Annotated in this window: 15 protein-coding genes and 1 tRNA gene; 5 read left to right on the forward strand and 11 right to left on the reverse strand. The window is 71.1% G+C overall.

Features of this window, described 5'->3' with window-relative positions; all coding sequences use genetic code 11:
* Positions 1-5 precede the first annotated feature (5 nt).
* Positions 6-1,364 carry a glycosyltransferase family 4 protein gene (locus ACF3NH_RS07415; RefSeq protein ID WP_232477198.1) on the reverse strand — a complete coding sequence of 453 codons (1,359 nt, stop codon included), beginning with the start codon at positions 1,362-1,364 and terminating at the stop codon, positions 6-8.
* 233 nt (positions 1,365-1,597) lie between these two features.
* The gene (locus ACF3NH_RS07420; protein WP_198366943.1) at positions 1,598-2,605 is read right to left on the reverse strand and encodes a C-terminal binding protein; all 1,008 of its coding nucleotides are present in this window, start codon (positions 2,603-2,605) and stop codon (positions 1,598-1,600) included.
* 115 nt (positions 2,606-2,720) lie between these two features.
* Between ACF3NH_RS07420 and ACF3NH_RS07425 the strand changes: the two genes are divergently transcribed.
* Entirely contained in the window at positions 2,721-3,473 is a 753-nt protein-coding gene (locus ACF3NH_RS07425) for an SDR family NAD(P)-dependent oxidoreductase (RefSeq protein WP_422922392.1), read from the forward strand.
* 14 nt (positions 3,474-3,487) lie between these two features.
* Here ACF3NH_RS07425 and ACF3NH_RS07430 read toward each other — a convergent pair whose 3' ends face one another.
* Positions 3,488-3,934 carry a MarR family winged helix-turn-helix transcriptional regulator gene (locus ACF3NH_RS07430; RefSeq protein WP_422922393.1) on the reverse strand — a complete coding sequence of 149 codons (447 nt, stop codon included), beginning with the start codon at positions 3,932-3,934 and terminating at the stop codon, positions 3,488-3,490.
* 85 nt (positions 3,935-4,019) lie between these two features.
* Here ACF3NH_RS07430 and ACF3NH_RS07435 point away from each other — a divergent pair, with 85 nt between their 5' ends.
* On the forward strand, positions 4,020-4,778 hold the full coding sequence (locus ACF3NH_RS07435; protein WP_422922394.1) for a DUF899 domain-containing protein: 759 nt from the start codon (positions 4,020-4,022) through the stop codon (positions 4,776-4,778).
* Between the two features lie 49 nt (positions 4,779-4,827).
* Complete coding sequence (locus ACF3NH_RS07440) at positions 4,828-5,460, forward strand: glutathione S-transferase family protein (protein ID WP_422922395.1); 633 nt, start codon at positions 4,828-4,830, stop codon at positions 5,458-5,460.
* 5 nt (positions 5,461-5,465) lie between these two features.
* On the opposite strand, the gene ACF3NH_RS07445 is transcribed toward ACF3NH_RS07440, so the two are convergent.
* The 3 genes from ACF3NH_RS07445 to ACF3NH_RS07455 form a co-directional block, all read right to left on the reverse strand.
* On the reverse strand, positions 5,466-7,253 hold the full coding sequence (locus ACF3NH_RS07445; protein WP_422922396.1) for an adenine deaminase: 1,788 nt from the start codon (positions 7,251-7,253) through the stop codon (positions 5,466-5,468).
* Between the two features lie 79 nt (positions 7,254-7,332).
* Positions 7,333-7,542, reverse strand: a complete 210-nt coding sequence (locus ACF3NH_RS07450; protein WP_422922397.1) for a PsiF family protein — start codon at positions 7,540-7,542, stop codon at positions 7,333-7,335.
* A gap of 163 nt (positions 7,543-7,705) precedes the next feature.
* Positions 7,706-7,781, reverse strand: a tRNA-Ala gene (locus tag ACF3NH_RS07455).
* Between the two features lie 164 nt (positions 7,782-7,945).
* Between ACF3NH_RS07455 and ACF3NH_RS07460 the strand changes: the two genes are divergently transcribed.
* Entirely contained in the window at positions 7,946-8,683 is a 738-nt protein-coding gene (locus ACF3NH_RS07460) for a CoA transferase subunit A (RefSeq protein ID WP_198368398.1), read from the forward strand.
* Between the two features lie 12 nt (positions 8,684-8,695).
* The gene (locus ACF3NH_RS07465; RefSeq protein ID WP_422922398.1) at positions 8,696-9,343 is read left to right on the forward strand and encodes a CoA transferase subunit B; all 648 of its coding nucleotides are present in this window, start codon (positions 8,696-8,698) and stop codon (positions 9,341-9,343) included.
* A 55-nt stretch (positions 9,344-9,398) separates the two neighbouring features.
* On the opposite strand, the gene ACF3NH_RS07470 is transcribed toward ACF3NH_RS07465, so the two are convergent.
* The 5 genes from ACF3NH_RS07470 to ahcY form a co-directional block, all read right to left on the reverse strand.
* A complete protein-coding gene (locus ACF3NH_RS07470; protein WP_198365025.1) occupies positions 9,399-11,576 on the reverse strand; it encodes a TonB-dependent siderophore receptor in 2,178 nt (725 codons plus the stop codon).
* A 135-nt stretch (positions 11,577-11,711) separates the two neighbouring features.
* On the reverse strand, positions 11,712-11,993 hold the full coding sequence (locus ACF3NH_RS07475; RefSeq protein ID WP_198365026.1) for a hypothetical protein: 282 nt from the start codon (positions 11,991-11,993) through the stop codon (positions 11,712-11,714).
* Between the two features lie 94 nt (positions 11,994-12,087).
* Complete coding sequence (locus tag ACF3NH_RS07480; RefSeq protein ID WP_198365027.1) at positions 12,088-12,894, reverse strand: undecaprenyl-diphosphate phosphatase; 807 nt, start codon at positions 12,892-12,894, stop codon at positions 12,088-12,090.
* 154 nt (positions 12,895-13,048) lie between these two features.
* A complete protein-coding gene (locus ACF3NH_RS07485) occupies positions 13,049-14,134 on the reverse strand; it encodes a TRAP transporter substrate-binding protein (RefSeq protein ID WP_422922399.1) in 1,086 nt (361 codons plus the stop codon).
* 167 nt (positions 14,135-14,301) lie between these two features.
* A complete protein-coding gene (ahcY, locus tag ACF3NH_RS07490) occupies positions 14,302-15,606 on the reverse strand; it encodes an adenosylhomocysteinase (protein WP_422922400.1) in 1,305 nt (434 codons plus the stop codon).
* Between the last annotated feature and the right edge of the window lie 23 nt (positions 15,607-15,629).

The raw sequence follows: 15,629 nt of genomic DNA on the forward strand, positions 1-15,629 counted from the left end.
GAGGCTCACGGCACCGCCTCGTCGCGGGCCACCATCCCGGGCCGCGTGGCGGACCAGGCGGGGCGGGCGACGGCGGGACGCAGCGCGGGGAGGCGCCGGCCGGCGCGGCGGCCCTGCGGCGCGCCCAGGCGGTGTTCGGTCACGGTCTCCAGCAGGCGCTCCACCATGGCGAAGTGGTCCTGCCACTCGGGCGCCCGCCAGCCCTGCAGGCGGGCGAGCTGGGCGGCGCGGGCGGGGCTGTCCGGCCGCGCGTAGTCGAGGACGGCCCGGCGCCAGGCGCTGCCGTCCAGCGGGTCGAGATAGTCCGGCACCTCGGCGCCGACCTCGCGCAGCGCCGGCAGGTCGGAGCAGATGCTGGGCACGCCGGCGGCCAGGGCCTCGGCCAGCGGCAGGCCATAGCCCTCGGCGAAGGAGGGGAAGAGCAGCGCGCGGGCCCCCAGCAGCAGCTCGGAGACCTTGCGGTCCGGGAGCTGGCCGATCTCCTGCACGATGCCGTTCAGCGCCGTGCAGCGCTCCAGGATGTCGACGACGTTCTCGTTCTCCCAGCCACGCTTGCCGATGATCAGCAGGCGCGGCGTGGCGCTGCCGAGGCGCGCCAGCTCGCGCCACAGGTGCAGCAGCAGGAGGTGGTTCTTGCGCGGCTCGATGGTGCCGAGGACGACGAAGTAGGGGTCCGCGCCGGAGGCGGGCCCGGCATGGCGCGGCGTGTCGATGCCGAGCGGCGCGATGAGCACCGGCGGCGGCAGGGGCCGCCCGGCCAAGTGGGGGGCCAGCGCCTCGGCCGTGGCGGCGGAGTTGACGATCACGCCATCGGCCAGGCTGGCGGTGACGCCGATGCGCCGCAGGTGCTTCTCCGCCTGGCCGGGCCGGGCGTATTCGGGGTGCGAGACCGGGATCAGGTCGTGGATCAGCGGCACGAAGGCGCAGCCGCCCTGGCGCAGCGATTCGATCGGGCCGGCGCGGTCGAGCGCCTGGTGCGAGACCAGCAGGAAGGCGAGCCGCCGGCCGCTGCCGAGGAGGCGGGCGAGGTCGGCGCGGCCGAAGCCGAGCAGCAGCCGGCCGCGCGCCAGGGTGCCGATGCGGGCGGCGCGGCGCAGCGCGGGGCTGTTGGAGAGGCCGCTGTCCCAGGCCTCGGTGAGCGCCGCCACGAGGTCGGCGACGAGGGTCCGGGGCAGTTCCGCGAAGCCGCCCTGCAGTTCCTGGCCGACGAAGGTGCAGGCGCCGGGCGGCAGGCCGAGCCAGTGGCGGGCATAGGCCAGCTCGACCCGATCGATTCCCGAAGGGGTGCGCTTGCGGCCGCAGCCCAGCAGCCTGGAGACGTCCAGCACGACATGCAGGCTGTGGGCGGCAGGGTCAGCAAGCATCAAGGGTTCCCTTTGGGGAAGGTATGATGCCTAGCGGTTGTGTCCGCATGGCAAGTTTGCGTTAAGGGTTATGCTGCATCCGCGAACCGGAGTGGTTCACTAAACCGTGATATACACCTTTGAGGGTGTAAGGAAACAAGAACATTTATTCGAGTGGTATATCTATTGCTGAATCGCGTTCTAGAACCTTTGCATACCCTTAGCGCAACCTTTGCGTGCAGATCTCCTTCGATTCAGTCGGCGCCGGGCGGGATCACGTTGCTGGCAAGGCCCTCCACCAGCACGTCCCGCATCGTCTCCGCGCTCTTCACCCGGATGTCCTGGAAAGCGTGCGGCGTGTGGAAGGCGCTGTGCGGCGTGACGATCAGCCGCCCGGCCAGCCAGGGCTCGCGCGCCCGATAGGCCGCCAGCAGCGGGTGCTCCGGCGCCACCGGCGGCTCCTGCGGCAGCACGTCGAGGCCCGCCCCGGCCAGATGGCCATCGCGCAGGCAGGCCTCCAGCCCGTCCAGGTCCAGCATGGGGCCGCGCGCCGTGTTCACCACCACCGCGCCGGGGCGCAGGCGGCGCAGCGCCGATTCGTCCAGCAGGCCGGCGGTGGTGCGGGTCAGTGGCGCATGCAGCGAGAGCGTGTCGGTCTCCTCCAGCAGCGCCTCCAGGCTGCGCGCCCGCTGGATGCCCAGCGCCCGGTCCACCCCGTTCGGCAGATAGGGGTCGTAGAAGCGCACGCGGAAGCCGAAGGCCTTGGCGCGCAGCGCCACGGCGGTGCCGATGCGGCCGAGCCCGATGATGCCGAAATCCTGCTCGCTGGCCCGCTGGATCAGCGGGCTGTCGAGGTAGCGCCACGCGGCGGGCGGCGTGCCGCGCTGCAGGTCGTGGTGCAGGGCGATGCCGCGCCGCAGCGTCAGCGCCAGGGCGACGGCGTGGTCGGCCACCTCGGTGGTGCCGTAGTCGGGCACGTTGCAGACGGCGATGCCCCGCTCCGCCAGGGCCGGACGGTCGAGCCGGTCGTAGCCGACGCCCATCCGCACCACCACCTTGAGCTTCGGGAAGCGGTGCAGCTGGCTGCCCGGCAGCCAGTGACGGAAGATGAACAGTCCGTCCGCCTCGGCGCAGAGCGCGTCGGGCAGTTCCTCCACGCCGCCGGGGCCGCCGCCGCGGACCACCCGCACGCCGGGGCCGAGGATCTCCTCCTCGAGAAGGGTGTCGGGATAGAGGCCTTCGGGCTCCAGGACGGTCAGCATGCCGGCGATTCCTCCTTCTTGGGCTTTGCCATGCGCCCAGGATGCGGGGAGCCCCTTGGGGCCGCAAGGCACCTCCCCCTATCCTGCCGGCCGGGCAAGAGAGGGGAAGCGGCGCATGGCCGAACGGAAGATCCTGATCACCGGCGCGGCGAGCGGCATCGGCGCGGCGACGGCACGGCTGCTGGCCGCGCCCGGCGTGGCGCTCGTGCTGCACGCGCGGGGCAACCGCGAGGGGGCGGAGCGTGTCGCCGCCGAGGCGCGGTCGGCGGGCGCCGAGGCCGGCGTGCTGCTGGCCGACCTGGCCGAGGCCGGGGCGCCCGAGCGGCTGGTGGCCGAGGCGGCCGCCCGCCTGGGCGGGCTGGACGTGCTGGTCTCCAATGCCGGCTTCGCCGACCGCACGGCGCTGCGCGACCTGACCGACGCGGCCTTCGCGCGCAGCCAGGACACCATCCTCTGGGCCCTGCTGCGGCTGGCCCGTGCGGCGGGGCCGCTGCTGGCGGCGGGCCGGGATCCGCGGCTGGTCGCCGTCTCCTCCTTCGTCGCGCACCACTTCCACCCCGGCGGCACGCTCTTCCCCGCCTCCGCCGCGGCCAAGGCGGGGGTGGAGGCGCTGGTGCGGAGCCTGGCGGTGGAATGGGCCCCCGCGGTGACGGTGAACGCCGTGGTGCCCGGCCATATCGCCAAGGATCCGGGCACCCATGCGGCCCTGAACGCCGAAGGGCGCGAGGCGGCGGTGCGCGACCATATCCCGCTGCGCCGCCTGGGCCAGCCGGCCGAGGTGGCGGCGGCCATCGCCTTCCTGGCCTCGCCGGCGGCCTCCTACGTCACCGGCCAGTGCCTGCATGTCGATGGCGGCATGGTGATCTGAGGCAAGGGGGCGGTTCAGCCGAGCCGCGCCAGGTTGGCGCGGAGCCGGTCGGCCTCGCCCTCGCCGAGGCCGGCCTCGGCCGCCGCGTGGGTGTCCCGCCACACCGGGAAGGCCTCGGCCAGGACGGCGCGGCCGGCCGGCGTCAGGTGCAGGCGGCGGCTGCGCCGGTCCTCCGGATCGGGCTCCACCCACACCAGGCCGCGCCGTTCCAGCGGTTTCAGGCTGGCGGTCAGGGTGGTGCGATCCATGCCGAGCAGCTCCGCCACCGGCCGCATCGACGGCGGCTCCGGGCGGTTCAGCGACATCAGCAGGGAGAACTGGCCATTGGTCAGGCCGAGCGGCCGCAGCGCCTCGTCGAAGCGGCGGGCGAGGGCGCGGGCGGCGCGCTGGGCATGCAGGCAGAGGCAGGTGTCGCGCACCAGCAGCGTGGTCGCGAAGGGCAGTTCGGAAGGCTTTGACACGCCGCTTTAAATGTTGATATCAACACAAAAAGTCAAGGCCCTTACGGCGCCACCATGCCACGGCCGCCACTCCGGAGGTTCCACCATGTCCCAGACAGAAACCGAGGTTCAGACCGGGCACCGCGTGGTGCCGCGTCAGGAATGGCTCGCCGCCCGCCGGGCCCTTCTGCTCGAGGAGAAGGCCCATACCCGGGCGCGCGACCGGCTGAACGCCGCGCGGCGCGCCCTGCCCTGGACCCCGGTGGACAAGCCCTACCGCTTCGCGACGCCGCATGGGCCGTGCGGTCTCGGGGATCTCTTCGAGGGCCGCGGCCAGCTCGCCCTCTATCACTTCATGCTGGCGCCGGGCTGGGAGGCGGGCTGCACCGGCTGCTCCTTCCTCGCCGATCATTTCGACGGCATGCTGCCGCATCTGAACCACCAGGACGTCACCCTGGTCGCCGTCTCCCGCGCGCCGCTGCCGGAGATCGAGGCCTATCGCCGCCGCATGGGCTGGCGCTTCCCCTGGGTCTCCTCCTTCGGCAGCGACTTCAACCGGGACTTCCACGTCTCCTTCCCGCCCGAGGCCCTGGCGGAAGGCAGCGTGGACTACAACTATGCCCGCCTCGATGCCGCCGACGCCTTCGAGGAACTGCATGGGATGAGCGCCTTCGGCCGCACCGCCGACGGGGCGGTGTTCCACACCTATTCCACCTATGCCCGCGGGGTGGAGGAGATGATGGGCACCTTCATGCTGATGGACCGGCTGCCGCTCGGCCGCAACGAAAGCGGCACGATGGACTGGGTGCGGCGCCATGACGAATACGCCGACGAGCACGGGGCGCGCTCCTGCTGCGCCGGCTGATCCGGCGCGGCATCGCCTTCCTGCCGCATCCTTTCGTGAGGACTCCCGCATGAGTGACGACCTCGTCTTCTACACCAACCCCATGTCGCGCGGGCGGATCGTGCGCTGGATGCTGGAGGAGATCGGGCAGCCCTACCGGACCGAGATCCTGGCCTATGGGCCGCCGATGAGGGCGCCGGCCTATCTGGCGGTCAATCCCATGGGCAAGGTGCCGGCCCTGCGCCATGGCGCGGCGGTGGTGACCGAGGCGGCGGCGATCTGCGCCTACCTGGCCGATGCCTTTCCCGCCGCCGGCCTCGCCCCGGCGCTGCGGGACCCGTTGCGCGGCGCCTATTACCGCTGGCTCTTCTTCGGCGCCGGGCCGGTGGAGGCGGTGGTCAGCGACACCGCCCTCGGCGTCACCGTGCCGCCCGACAAGGAGGCCATGGTCGGCTACGGCAGCAAGGACCGGGTGATGGCGGTGCTGGAGGCGGCGGTGGGCCAGGGCGACTACCTGCTGGGCGAGCGCTTCTCGGCCGCCGATGTCTATCTCGGCTCGGAACTGTCCTGGGGCATGGCCTTCGGCGTGCTGGAGAAGCGGCCGGCGCTGGAGCGTTATGTCGCGCGGATCGAGGCGCGCCCGGCGGCGATCCGCGCGCGGGAGACGGACGACGCGCTGATGCCGCCCGGCGGCGCGGCCTGAGCGGTTCAGGCGATCAGCGCCGAGGTGAACACCGCCCCGGTGCCGCCATCGGCGATGCCGAGATCCGTCACATGCGGCCCGGCGTTGCAGGCCAGCGTCGCGCCGACCACGGCCTTGAAGACGCGGTAGGGCGGCTGCCATTCGGCGATGCCGTCGGCGGCGGCGCGGAGCGCGGCGAACCGTGCCGCCACCTCCGCCGCCGGCGCGTCGGAGAGCAGGCCGCAGACGGGCAGCGGCAGCACCGCCCGCACCGCGCCGCCAGCGGCCACCGCCATGCCGCCGCCGGCGGCGATCAGCGCGTTCGCCGCCGCCGCCATGTCGTCCGGATCATGGCCGAAGACGCAGAGATTGTGGCTGTCATGCGCGACCGTGGTGGCCAGCGCGCCGCGCCAGGACCCCCAGCCTTCCAGCACGCCGAGCGAGGGCCGGGCCGGGGCGAGCCCGTGGCGGTGGATGACGGCGAGCATCGTGACCTCGGGCGGCAGCACGGCGGCGCCGTCGCGCACCGGCACCGCGATCTCGCCCCAGCGGGTGAAGCGCGGCTGGGCCACGCTGCGCAGCCGCGCGGTCGGGCCGGGGGCGGCGATGCGGAAATCGCCGGCGGCCAGCGGGGCGAGCCTCATGGTGTCGCGCAGGCCCGGCGGTTCGCCGCCCGGCAGCGGCGCCGCCAGCCGGCCGCCCTCGGCCAGCAGGGTGCCGGAGCCATAGACCCGCTCCACCGTCATCCCCTCCAGGTCGGAGAGCACGATCAGGTCGGCGCGGCGGCCGGGAGCGAGCAGGCCGAGATCGGCGCGGCCGAGGCGCTGCGCGGCGTTCAGCGTCGCCGCCCGCAGCGCCTCCAGCGCGGGCATGCCATGGCGTACCAGCCGCCGGATCAGGTCGATCATGCCGCCGCGCGCCACCAGGTCGTCCGGGAAGACATCGTCGGTGCAGAGCGTCAGGGTCTGCGGATAGCGCGGCAGGCTGCCGAGCGCCGCGACCGCCTCGGGCAGGATGTAGTCGTGGCTGCCGCGCAGCTCGATGGCCAGGCCGGCGCGCAGCTTCTCCAGCAGATCGGCACCGGAGGTGATCTCGTGGTCGGAGGTGACGCCGGCGGCGGCAAAGCCCTGCAGCGCGCCCGCCGAGAGGCCGCGCGCATGGCCGCAGACCAGCTTGCCGCTCTCCAGCCCCGCCGCCAGGATGCCGCGCATGCGCGGCGCCCGCTCCAGCACGCCGCGCATGTCCATCACCTCGGCGACGCCGGCGACCTCGGGCCAGGACAGCATCTCCGCCATCTCATCCGGCCCGAAGCTGGCCCCCGCGCGCTCCAGCCCCGGCGCCGAGGGCACGCAGGAGGGGGCGAGCAACAGGGCGCGGAGCGGCAGGCCGCGCAGCGCGGCGATGGCCCAGCGCAGCCCCTCCAGCCCCGCGACATTGGCCAGCTCGTGCGGGTCCCAGCAGATCGTCGTGGTGCCCTGGGGCAGCACCGTCTCGGCATAGCGGCGCGGCGTCACCATCGAGCTTTCGACATGCATGTGCGTGTCGATCAGCCCCGGCGCGAGGATCCGGCCCGGCAGCGCCTCGACCATCGCGGCATCGGCGCGCGTGCCGGGGGCGTGGACGCTGGCGATCAGCGGCCCGACCAGGCCGAGATCCGCCGCGCGCAGCTCGCCGGTCGCCATGTCGGCGATCCGCGCGCCGGTCAGCAGCCGATCGAAGGGCGCGAGCCCCTGCGCGGCGCGCACGGCGCGGTCCCGCAGCGCCGCGTCGTTCAGCGCCGCGTCGTTCAGGGCGGGAAGCGGGTCCTGGGACATGGCCGATCCTGCTGTCGGAAGAAACCGACCGGATAGGCCCGCGCGGAGGGGGGAGGCAAGCGGCCGGGCGCGGACGCGCTCAACGGTGGGAGAGGCAGGTCCGCATGAAGTCCTTGCGCCCCTGGCCGCGCAGCGACTGCTCCCGCGCGGTGGCGTTGCAGCCGCGCATCCGCTCCTGCTGGGCGAGCCGCGCCGGCGAGGGCTCGGCCGCGGCCTTGCGGGGCGCCGCCTCGGACAGGGTCGGCAGCAGCACGGCGGCGGCCGCCAGGGCGGCGAGGACGATCTTCAAGGCAGGCGCTCCACAAAACCCAGGGTAGCTTAACGGGAGCAGTTTTTCTCCAAAAGAGGAATTATTCGCCGCGCGGCATGGGCCGCCGAGCGCGGAGAGGCTGCCGGCACGTGGCCCAAAACGAAAGGGCCCGGCTTCTTGCGAAGCCAGGCCCTTGAAACCGTGGTGGAGCCAATCGGAATCGAACCGACGACCTCTTGAATGCCATTCAAGCGCTCTCCCAACTGAGCTATGGCCCCCCGGTGAGGTGGCGCGATATAACCGTGCCCCCCGGGGCGCGCAAGAGCGGTCCGCGCGGTTTTTTCGCTTTTTCCGTTCCGGCCGCGGCCCCCTTCCGCAGCCCCGCCCTGGCCGGTAGCCTCGGGGCCGAGAACCATCCTCCCGGAACCTGAGGAGCGTCCCGATGCGGAAAGTCTACCCGGATGCCAAGGCCGCGCTGGAAGGCGTGCTGCGCGACGGCATGTTGATCCATGCCGGCGGCTTCGGCCTCTGCGGCATCCCCGCCCTGCTGATCGAGGCGATCCGCGATTCCGGGGTGAAGGACCTGACGGTGGTCTCCAACAACGCGGGCATCGACGATGCGGGCCTCGGCCTGCTGCTGAAGACGCGGCAGATCCGCAAGATGATCTCCTCCTATGTCGGCGAGAACAAAACCTTCGCCGAGCAGTACCTGGCGGGCGAGCTGGAGATCGAGTTCAACCCGCAGGGCACGCTGGCCGAGCGTATCCGCGCCGGCGGCGCCGGCATCCCCGCCTTCTTCACCAGGACCGGCGTCGGCACGCAGGTCGCGGAAGGCAAGGAGACGCGCGAGTTCGACGGCGAGACCTATGTGATGGAGCGCGGGATCTTCGCCGACCTCGCCATCGTGCACGCCTGGAAGGCCGATACCGAGGGCAACCTCGTCTTCCGCAAGACCGCGCGCAACTTCAACCCGATGATGGCGACGGCGGCGAAGGTCACCGTCGTGCAGGTCGAGCACCTAGTGCAGCCGGGCGAGATCGACCCCGACCAGATCCACACCCCCGGCATCTACGTGAAGCGTATCGTCAAGCTGCCGGAGGGCTACGAGAAGCGAATCGAGCAGCGCACGGTCCGCAAGCGCGTGACCGACCTCAACCCCGCCAACAGCAACGTCGCCTGAGGAGCAGCAGCCATGGCCTGGACCCGCGACGACATGGCCGCCCGCGCCGCGCGCGAGCTGGAGGACGGCTTCTACGTCAACCTCGGCATCGGCATCCCGACGCTGGTGGCGAACCACATCCCGGACGGCATCAACGTCCAGCTGCAATCCGAGAACGGCATGCTCGGCATGGGCCCCTTCCCCTATGAGGGGGACGAGGACGCCGACCTGATCAACGCCGGCAAGCAGACCGTGACGGCGCTGCCCACCACCAGCTTCTTCTCCTCCGCCGACAGCTTCGCCATGATCCGTGGCGGGCATATCGACATCTCCATCCTGGGCGCGCTGCAGGTGGCGCAGAACGGCGACCTCGCCAACTGGATGATCCCGGGCAAGATGGTGAAGGGCATGGGCGGGGCCATGGACCTCGTCGCCGGCGTCAAGAAGGTGGTGGTGCTGATGGAGCACACCGCCGGCGGCAAGCCCAAGCTGCTGCGCGAATGCACCCTGCCGCTGACCGGCAAGGGCGTGGTGGACATGGTCGTCACCGAGCTCGCCGTCTTCACCATCGACCGCCAGGGCGGCGGCATGGTGCTGGTAGAGCTGGCGCCGGGCGTGACGCTCGACGAGGTGCGCGAGAAGACCGAGGCGGCCTTCACCACGGCGCCCGGGATCGGTTGAGGAACCCCCGGCCGGAGGGGCGCCCCTCCGGCCGGCCCCCGTCAGCCGGTTTGCCTCACCACTTGTAGGTGAGGCTGCCCAGGACGTTCAGGCGGTTGCCGTAGAAGCAGCCGTTCTCGCCCGAGCAGCGGCCGACATAGCGCGTATCCGCCAGGTTGCTGGCGGCGACGGCGAATTCGAAGCCCTTCGCCCGTTCGCTCAGCTTCGACAGGTCGTAGCGCAGCGCGGCGTCGAAGAGGGTGGTGGAGGGCACGACCGCGCCACCGGTGTTCACCGCCGAGGTATTGCCGAGATAGCGGATGCCGGCGCCGAGCGTCAGGCCGGAGAGCGGGCCCCGGGCCTGCACGAAGGTGTACTCGGCATAGAGCCCGGCATTGTTCTTGGCGACGCCGGCCGGGCGGTGGCCGAGCTCGGCCGCCGTGTTGCTGCGGGTGATCTCCGGGTCGAGATAGGTGTAGGACGCGACCAGGCTGACGCCCTGGCCCAGCTCCGCCACCCCCTCGACCTCGACGCCGCGCACGCGGATCTCGCCCACCGCCACCTGATCGAAGGGGCTGTTCGGGTCCGGCGTCAGGGTGTTCTTCTGCGTCAGATGGAAGGCGGCGACCTGCATGAAGCTGCGCAGGCCGCGCGGCTGGTACTTCAGGCCGACCTCGTACTGCTCGCCTTCCAGCGGCTGCCAGGCATTGCCGGCGCCGTCGGTGCCGATCTGCGGCTGGAAGGAGCGGGCATAGCTGGCATAGGGGGCGAGGCCGTTATCGGCCAGGTAGAGCGCGCCGAGGCGCCAGGTGAAGGCGTCGTCGTTCTGGTAGCGCGTGATGCCCGCGTCGCGGTCGTCCACATCGGACAGCGCCCAGTCCTGGCGGATGCCGGCGGTGACGACCAGGCGGTCGAAGCGGATCTGGTCCTGCAGGTAGAGGCCGTATTGCGTGTTCACCTGCCGCACATTGTCATAGGGCGCGGTCAGCGCCGGGACGGGGCTGCCATAGACCGGCGCGAAGACATCGAGCCCGCTGGCGAAGGCGAAGTACTGCGCGTTGCGGTAGTTGATCTGGCTGTAGTCGAAGCCGCCCAGCAGGGTGTGGCGCACCGGCCCGGTGGTGAACTCGGCCTTCACCTGATTGTCCACCTGGAAGGTGGCGACATCGATATCGGCGCGGTAGGCGAAGCGGTTCAGCGTCCGCCGGTCGGCCTGCAGGCCGCCGCCATAGACCTGCTCCCAGTCGATCTCGGTCTGGGCGTAGCGCAGGTTCTGCTGCACCGACCAGACATTGTTGAAGCGGTGCGAGATCTCGTAGCCGACGCCGAACTGCGTGCGGTTGAAATGGTCGAAGTCCGGCTCGCCGGTGAAGCGGTCGCGGCTGATGCGGCCGAAGGGCGTGCGCACGACCGTGCCGTCATAGGGCAGGAACTGGTTCCCCGAGGTCTGGTCGCGCTGATAGTAGGTCAGCAGCGTCAGGCTGGTGTTGTCATCGGGACGGAAGGTGAGGGAGGGCGCCAGGAAGATGCGGTCGTCCTTGACGTAATCCACCGTCGTGTCGGCGTCGCGCACCAGCCCGGTGAAGCCATAGAGCCACTTGCCGTCGGCGGTCAGCGGGCCGCTCGATCGGCCCTGCGCCTGCAGGCGGTTGTGCAGCCCGGCGGTGAGCCGCACCTCCCCGGTGGCGAAGTCGCTCGGGCGGCGCTGCACCATGTTCACGAGGCCGCCGGGCGCGATCTGCCCGTAGAGCACCGAGGTCGGGCCGCGCAGCACCTCGTAGCGCTCCAGCCCGTAGGTCTCGAAGACGCTGCCGGCATAGCCGGTGTTGTAGCGCAGCCCGTCGAGGAAGAGGCCGTTGTCCTGGGCGTTGAAGCCGCGCAGCTGGAACCAGTCGGTGCGGCTGTCGGTGCCGTAGTTCTCGCCGCGGATGCCGGCGGTGTAGCGCAGCGCCTCGCCGAGCGTCTGCGCCTGGCGGGCGTCGATCTGGTCGCGCGGGACGACGCTGATGGATTGCGGATTCTCGATCAGCGGCGTGTCGGTCTTGGTGCCGGTGATCTGCTGCTCGGCGACGAAGCCCCGCACCGGATCCAGGGCCCGCTCGGCCTGGCCGGTGACGTCCACCTCCGGCAGCAGCTGGACCGTGCCATCGGCCGCCTGGGCGAGGGCGCCGGCCACCGGCAGGGCCAGCGGCGCGGCGAGTGCAGTGCCCAGCAGGAGAAGCAGTCGGCGCGGGGCCGTGGGCGAGGAGGGCATGGCGTTCTCCGGAGGGCTGCATCCCGCCCATGGCATTCCTGAGAACGCTTCGCAATGACAATCACGGACGCTCCGCGCGCGGGCCACGGCTTTCCGCCGGCCTGTGTCACGGGCGCCACGAAGCGGGGAAAAGCCCTATCGCACGGCGGTTTGCCGCCGGGGCTGGGCCGCGCGGTCGGGGGGCGCCGCCGGCGACGGCGGGGGCTGCCAGTCCAGGACCGGCACCGGCGCCGGCATTGGCGCGAGGGCCGGCGAGCCGCCGGCCGCCGGGGCCTGCCAGAAGCGGTCGAACTGGCTGCTGGTGCTGGTCATCAGATCCCCGCGCGGGCCGGTGTCATTCGGCCAGCTTTGTGCCTGGGCCAGACCGGGGGCGAGTGCGGCCGCCGCCAGGAGCAGCAATCCGGGCGCGAATCTCATGGGATCGACATCCATTCCAGGTGGTGTCGTATCCTGGCGTCACGGCCGGACGGATTTCAAGCCTCCTTCGTGCCGCAGCCCCGCGGGAAGGGCCTCAGCGCAGGCCGAGCCAGGCGAGGATCAGCAGGCCGAGGGCGATGCGGTACCACGCGAAGGGGGTGAAGCCGATGCGGCTGATCACGTTCATCAGCCAGCGGACCACCAGCAGCGCAACGATGAAGGCGGCGATGAAGCCCACCGCGATCTGCCCGCTGGCCGAGAGGTCCAGCACCGCGCGGTTCCTCCACAGGCTGAAGGTGGTGGCGGCGATCATGGTCGGCACCGCGAGCAGGAAGCTGAACTCGGCGGCGGTGCGGCGATCCACGCCGACCAGCAGGGCGCTGATGATGGTGGCGCCGGAGCGGCTGGTGCCCGGGATCATCGCCAGCGCCTGGCCGAAGCCGATCAGCAGCGCGGCCAGCGGCCCGATCTCCGGCACGGAATGGATGCTGGGCGCCGGGCGCAGCCTCTCGATGGCGATGATGACGATGCCGCCCAGGATCAGCGCCACCGCGACGACGAAGGGCGTGTAGAGCAGGTCCGTCACCGTCCTGTAGAGCGTGGCGCCGAAGACCATGGCGGGCAGGAAGGCCAGCAGCAGGTTGAGGGCGAAGTAGTATTCGGTGCTGCCCCGCTTCCACATGCCGAAGGCGATGCGCAGCAGCGTCGCGCGGAACAGCCAGATCACCGCCAGCACGGCGCCAAGCTGGATGCTGATCTCGAAGGTTTTGCCGGGCGGCCCCTGGAAGCCGATGGCCTCGCCGAGAAGGATCAGGTGGCCGGTGGAGGAGATGGGGAGGAACTCGGTCAGCCCCTCCACGATCCCCATCATCAGTGCGGAGAGAAGCGAGGCGAAATCCATGGCGACATCCTGCTCTGGGATGGCCCGGATAGCTCGCACCGCCGGAACTGTCACGCCGCGCGAGACCCCGGCCGCCGCCGCCCGGGATGAAATCCAGGACAGGGGCGGTCAGGATCGCGTCAGCGGCCCGATCGGGGGCCCAATCGGGGGGCGATCAGCGCACGGTCTGGCCGGCGGTGAAGGCGAAGTTGTCGAAGGAGTTCTCGGCGACGCGGAACCAGGCGTAGCTGTCGTCGCGGAAGCGGCGCTGCGACTCCCAGAGCTTCCTGAAGCGCTCGTTCTTCGCCGAGATCTCGTCATACAGCTCATGCGTCGCCTTCCAGGAGGCGGCGAGGATCTCGCGCGACCAGGGGCGGAGCTGCGCGCCGGCGGCGATGAGGCGGCGCATGGCCTGCGGGTTGGCGGCGTCGTAGCGCGCGGTCATGTCCTGGTCGGCCTCGGAGCAGGCGGCCTCCAGCGCCGCCTTGTAGGCGGGCGGCAGGGCGTCGTGCGCCTGCTTGCCGATCAGCAGCGCGGTGCGGGCGGAGGGCTCCCAGAAGCCGGGGAAGTAGTAGTTCGGCGCCACCCGGGCGAAGCCCAGCTTCTCGTCGTCATAGGGGCCGACGAACTCGACCGCGTCCAGCGTGCCCCGCTCCAGCGCCGGGTAGATGTCGGCCGCCGCCACCTGGGTCGGCACCGCGCCAAGCTTGGCGAAGACCTGCCCGGCGATGCCGGCGATGCGGAACTTCAGCCCTTGCAGGTCGGCCAGCGTCTTCACCTCCTTGCGGAACCAGCCGCCCATCTGGGCGCCGGTGTCGCCGGCCGGGATGAAGACGATGTTGTAGTCGGCGAAGAACTCCTGGGCCAGGGCGGCGCCGCCCCCGTGGCTGTACCAGGCCTTGTTCATCCGGGTGTTCAGGCCGAAGGGGATGGTGGTGAAGAAGGCGAAGGTCGGGTCCTTGCCGATCCAGTAGTAGGCCGGCGCGTGGGCGCATTCGACCGTGCCGGCCTGCACCGCGTCCAGCGCCTGCAGCCCGCCGACGATCTCGCCGGCCGGAAAGACGCGGATCTGGAACTTGTTGTCCGTCATGGCGGCGACGCGGCGGGCGATCAGCTCCGGGGCGCCGAACAGGATGTCCAGGTTGCGCGGGAAGGCGCTGGTCAGGCGCCAGCGCACCTCGGGGGCGGATTGCGCCAGGGCGGGTGCGGCGAGGGCGGCCGGCGCGGTGGCGGCGGCGCCGAGCAGGGCGCGGCGGTTCATGACGGTGTCTTCCTCCCCAGGGGATGCGGCGGCCGGTTGACCCGGCATTCACCTGCTTTATCCCGGAACGATGCGGGGCGAAACCATCCTGCGCGAACCAATGGACGGCGAACCAGGGGGAGCGAAGCCGGTGGGCCGGCCCCGCCCGGGGCCGGCCACGCGGTCGGTCAGTAGCGATAGGCCTCGTGCTTGAACGGGCCGCTCGCCGGCACGCCGATATACTCCGCCTGGGCGGGGGACAGCCTGGTCAGCTTGGCGCCGACCTTGGCCAGGTGCAGGGCCGCCACCTTCTCGTCCAGCTTCTTGGGCAGGGTGTAGACCTTGCACTCGTAGTTCTGGTGGTTGGTCCAGAGCTCGATCTGCGCCAGCGTCTGGTTGGAGAAGCTGGCGGACATCACGAAGCTCGGGTGCCCGGTGGCGTTGCCGAGGTTCACCAGGCGGCCTTCCGACAGCACGATCAGGCGCTTGCCGTCGGGGAAGATCACCTCGTCCACCTGCGGCTTGACATTGTCCCACTGGAAGTTCCGCAGGGCGCCGATCTGGATCTCGCTGTCGAAGTGCCCGATGTTGCAGACGATGGCGCGGTGCTTCATCGCCCGCATGTGGTCGAGCGTGATGACGTCCACATTGCCGGTCGCGGTGACGAAGATGTCGCCCTTCGGCGCCGCATCCTCCATCGTCACCACCTCATAGCCTTCCATGGCGGCCTGCAGGGCGCAGATCGGGTCGGCCTCGGTCACCATCACGCGGCAGCCGGCGTTGCGCAGCGAGGCGGCCGAGCCCTTGCCGACATCGCCGTAGCCGGCGACGACGGCGATCTTGCCGGCCATCATCACGTCCGTGCCGCGGCGGATGGCGTCGACCAGGCTCTCGCGGCAGCCATAGAGGTTGTCGAACTTCGACTTGGTGACGCTGTCGTTCACGTTGATGGCCGGAACCTTCAGCGTGCCCTTCTTCGCCATGTCCCACAGGCGGTGGACGCCCGTCGTGGTCTCCTCGGAGAGGCCGCGGACGTTCTTCAGCAGCTCGGGATACTTGTCGTGCATCAGCACGGTGAGATCCCCGCCGTCATCGAGGATCATGTTGATCTCCCAGCCATCCGGGCCCCGGACGGTCTGCTCGATGCACCACCAGAACTCCTCCTCGTTCATGCCCTTCCAGGCGAAGACGGGGATGCCGGCGGCGGCGATGGCGGCGGCGGCGTGGTCCTGGGTCGAGAAGATGTTGCAGGAGGACCAGCGGACCTCGGCGCCGAGCGCGGTCAGCGTCTCGATCAGCACGGCGGTCTGGATGGTCATGTGCAGGCAGCCGGCGATGCGGGCGCCCTTCAGCGGCTGGGACGGGCCGTATTCGGCGCGGATGGCCATCAGGCCGGGCATCTCGTCCTCGGCCATGGAGATCTCCTTGCGGCCCCAGGCCGCCAGGGAGATGTCCTTGACCTTGTAGTCATGCTGGGCGTTCACGTCGGGCATGGTGCTTCTCCGGATCTGCCCCG

The sequence above is a fragment of the Pseudoroseomonas sp. WGS1072 genome (genome assembly GCF_049340465.1).
Taxonomy (GTDB): Bacteria; Pseudomonadota; Alphaproteobacteria; order Acetobacterales; family Acetobacteraceae; genus Pseudoroseomonas.

What these genes read in the sequence shown, in the direction of transcription:
- ACF3NH_RS07415 (WP_232477198.1), bottom strand. Translation starts at nt 1,364, where the DNA reads ATGCTTGCTGACCCTGCCGCCCACAGCCTGCATGTCGTGCTGGACGTC.
- ACF3NH_RS07420 (WP_198366943.1), bottom strand. Translation starts at nt 2,605, where the DNA reads ATGCTGACCGTCCTGGAGCCCGAAGGCCTCTATCCCGACACCCTTCTC.
- ACF3NH_RS07425 (WP_422922392.1), top strand. Translation starts at nt 2,721, where the DNA reads ATGGCCGAACGGAAGATCCTGATCACCGGCGCGGCGAGCGGCATCGGC.
- ACF3NH_RS07435 (WP_422922394.1), top strand. Translation starts at nt 4,020, where the DNA reads ATGTCCCAGACAGAAACCGAGGTTCAGACCGGGCACCGCGTGGTGCCG.
- ACF3NH_RS07440 (WP_422922395.1), top strand. Translation starts at nt 4,828, where the DNA reads ATGAGTGACGACCTCGTCTTCTACACCAACCCCATGTCGCGCGGGCGG.
- ACF3NH_RS07445 (WP_422922396.1), bottom strand. Translation starts at nt 7,253, where the DNA reads ATGTCCCAGGACCCGCTTCCCGCCCTGAACGACGCGGCGCTGAACGAC.
- ACF3NH_RS07460 (WP_198368398.1), top strand. Translation starts at nt 7,946, where the DNA reads ATGCGGAAAGTCTACCCGGATGCCAAGGCCGCGCTGGAAGGCGTGCTG.
- ACF3NH_RS07465 (WP_422922398.1), top strand. Translation starts at nt 8,696, where the DNA reads ATGGCCTGGACCCGCGACGACATGGCCGCCCGCGCCGCGCGCGAGCTG.
- ACF3NH_RS07470 (WP_198365025.1), bottom strand. Translation starts at nt 11,576, where the DNA reads ATGCCCTCCTCGCCCACGGCCCCGCGCCGACTGCTTCTCCTGCTGGGC.
- ACF3NH_RS07475 (WP_198365026.1), bottom strand. Translation starts at nt 11,993, where the DNA reads ATGAGATTCGCGCCCGGATTGCTGCTCCTGGCGGCGGCCGCACTCGCC.
- ACF3NH_RS07480 (WP_198365027.1), bottom strand. Translation starts at nt 12,894, where the DNA reads ATGGATTTCGCCTCGCTTCTCTCCGCACTGATGATGGGGATCGTGGAG.
- ACF3NH_RS07485 (WP_422922399.1), bottom strand. Translation starts at nt 14,134, where the DNA reads ATGAACCGCCGCGCCCTGCTCGGCGCCGCCGCCACCGCGCCGGCCGCC.
- ahcY (WP_422922400.1), bottom strand. Translation starts at nt 15,606, where the DNA reads ATGCCCGACGTGAACGCCCAGCATGACTACAAGGTCAAGGACATCTCC.